Source organism: Sphingomonas sp. (assembly GCF_042091075.1).
Taxonomy (GTDB): domain Bacteria; phylum Pseudomonadota; class Alphaproteobacteria; order Sphingomonadales; family Sphingomonadaceae; genus Sphingomonas.
Window position 1 is genome coordinate 1 of record NZ_JBELIE010000252.1, and the last position, 2454, is coordinate 2454.

Below are 2454 nucleotides of genomic sequence, written 5' to 3' on the forward strand. Positions count from 1 at the left end.
GACCGTGGACTTTTCACGGGCGACGATCGCGGTGAAGGCGGGAACGCAAACGCTGACCGTATCGAATGTCACCTACGACAATGACGGCTACGGCCTGCCCAACAACCTGCAATTCGCGGTCGCGGGGTTACAGAACAATGTCCAATATGACGTGACGATCACCAACGTGATCGTGCGCGGCGCGGCGCAGAGCTACAGCTACTCGTTCCGAACGGTCAGTTGACGTCGTCCCGAGCCGCGCCAGTCAATAGGGCGGCTGATGCAGTCCGGCGGGCGAGGTGGTGAAGATCTCGCACCCGCTTTCGGTGATCCCGATCGAATGCTCGAACTGCGCCGACAGGGAGCGATCGCGCGTCACCGCGGTCCAGCCGTCGTCAAGCAACTTCACGTCGGGGCGGCCGATGTTGATCATCGGCTCGATCGTGAAGATCATGCCGGGGCGCAGTTCCGGCCCGGTGCCGGGGCGACCGACATGGACCACCTCGGGCGCGTCGTGAAACAGCCGGCCCAGGCCATGGCCGCAGAAATCCCGCACCACGCCATAGCGATGCGCTTCGGCATGACGCTGGATGGCATGCGCCACATCGCCCATGTGGTTGCCCGGCCGCGCCTGTTCGATGCCCAGCATCAGGCATTCGTAGGTCACCTCGACCAGCCGGCGGGCCTTTAGCGGCACCTCACCGATCAAGTACATGCGACTGGAATCGCCATGCCAGCCATCGACGATCGGGGTGACGTCGACATTGACGATATCGCCGGACTTCAGCGTCTTGTCAGACGGAATGCCATGGCAGACGACATGGTTGATCGAGATGCAGCTGGAATGGGTATAGCCGCGATAGCCCAGCGTCGCGGGGACTCCGCCGCCCGCCAGGACGAAATCGTAGATCAGCCGGTCGATCGTCGCGGTCGTCACCCCGGGCACCATGTGCGGCACCAGCATGTCCAGCGTTTCGGCGGCCAGCCGTCCTGCCTTGTGCATCCCCGCGAAGGCATCCGGCCCGTGCAGCTTGATGGCGCCGTTGCGCCCGAGCGGCGCATCACTGGTGACGGTCACATATTCGGTCATCGCGCGGATATAGCGTGACGCGGGCGCGATTGCGAGGTTATGCCGACGCCATGCAGACCGAACGTATCTGGACCGCCGCGCTGATCGTCATCGGGGACGAGATCCTGTCGGGGCGAACGCAGGACCGGAACGTCGCGCAACTGGCGAGCTGGCTCAATGTGCAGGGCATCCGCCTTGCCGAGGTGCGCATCGTGCCTGATCGCGAGGAGGCGATCGTCGAGGCGGTCAACATCCTGCGGGCCCGCAACGACTATCTGTTCACCACCGGCGGGATCGGTCCCACGCATGATGATATCACGGTCGATGCGATGGCGGCGGCGCTGGGGGTCGGCGTCGTCCACCACCCCGCCGCGGTGGCGGTACTCGAACGCTATTACGCCAGTCGCGGCGGCATCACCGAGGCGCGGCTGCGCATGGCGCGCGTGCCGGAGGGGGCGACGCTGATCGAGAACCGGCTGACCGGCGCACCGGGTATCCGCTACGGGAATATCTTCATCATGGCCGGGGTGCCCCACATCACCGCCGGCATGCTCGATGCGTTGACCGGCACGCTGGAGGGTGGGCGCCCGGTGGTGAGCAAGACGATCGGCAGCTGGGTGGCCGAAAGCGAGATCGCCGATGTTCTGCGCGCGGTGGAAAAGGCGCATGACGGCGTGGCGATCGGCAGCTACCCCTTCTTTCGCGAGGGCCGTACCGGCGCGAATTTCGTGGTGCGCTCCCCGGACGAGGCGCTGGTCGATACCTGTCTCGCCGATCTGACGGCGCGGTTGACCGAGGCGGGTTACGCGGTGGCGGCGGGCGGTATCTGACGCCGACGGCGCCTTGCCCGCATGGCAATGAAGCTGGTGAACCGAAGCGGCACGGGTGGAAGGGGGAGAGGAAGCGCAACCGCGCCGCCTCCCCCCGTCATTGCGCTCAGAAGCCGCGACGCAGCGTAACGAACCACTGACGCGGCGCGCCGGCCAGCAGCGTTTGATTGTCGCCGCTGGCGGTGTAGCCGTTGGTGCCGACCGTCGAGATATATTGCTTGTCGGTCAGATTGGTGACGCTTCCCTCGATCGCGAACCCGCGGAAGAATCCGAAGCCTTCGCCAAAGCGGAAGCCGATGCTGGCATCGACCAGCACGCGCGCGCCCGCCGACTGATCGTTGAGATAGGTGAAATAGCGCTTCGACATATAGTCGGCGCCGACACGCGCGAAGATGCGGCTGTCGTCATAGACCAGTTCGCCCTTCGCCATATGCTCGGGCGTGTCGACGACCGTCTTTCCCTTGGTCGCGGTAAGGATCGCGCCGTTCGCGTCGACGACGTTATCCAGATAGCGCGCCTTGTTGTAGGAGTAGCTGGCGAAGGCGGTCAGCGGCCGCATGATCCGGTAGAAGGCGG

General features: G+C 65.1%; 4 protein-coding genes. 2 read left to right on the plus strand and 2 right to left on the minus strand.

Annotation, left to right across the window (positions count from 1 at the left end; genetic code table 11):
- Positions 1-223, plus strand: a 223-nt coding sequence (locus ACFDSW_RS16290; protein ID WP_375251305.1) for a hypothetical protein, incomplete at its 5' end; no start/stop codon positions are given.
- 21 nt (positions 224-244) lie between these two features.
- Here the strand turns inward: ACFDSW_RS16290 and map are convergent.
- Positions 245-1069 (minus strand): type I methionyl aminopeptidase, encoded by an 825-nt coding sequence (map, locus tag ACFDSW_RS16295; protein ID WP_375251306.1) that lies wholly within the window; start codon positions 1067-1069, stop codon positions 245-247.
- Between the two features lie 50 nt (positions 1070-1119).
- Here map and ACFDSW_RS16300 point away from each other — a divergent pair, with 50 nt between their 5' ends.
- The gene (locus ACFDSW_RS16300; protein ID WP_375251307.1) at positions 1120-1878 is read left to right on the plus strand and encodes a competence/damage-inducible protein A; all 759 of its coding nucleotides are present in this window, start codon (positions 1120-1122) and stop codon (positions 1876-1878) included.
- 106 nt (positions 1879-1984) lie between these two features.
- Here ACFDSW_RS16300 and ACFDSW_RS16305 read toward each other — a convergent pair.
- On the minus strand, positions 1985-2454 hold a 470-nt coding region (locus ACFDSW_RS16305; protein WP_375251308.1), incomplete at its 5' end, for a TonB-dependent receptor domain-containing protein.

What these genes read in the sequence shown, in the direction of transcription:
- ACFDSW_RS16300 (WP_375251307.1), top strand. Translation starts at nt 1,120, where the DNA reads ATGCAGACCGAACGTATCTGGACCGCCGCGCTGATCGTCATCGGGGAC.
- map (WP_375251306.1), bottom strand. Translation starts at nt 1,069, where the DNA reads ATGACCGAATATGTGACCGTCACCAGTGATGCGCCGCTCGGGCGCAAC.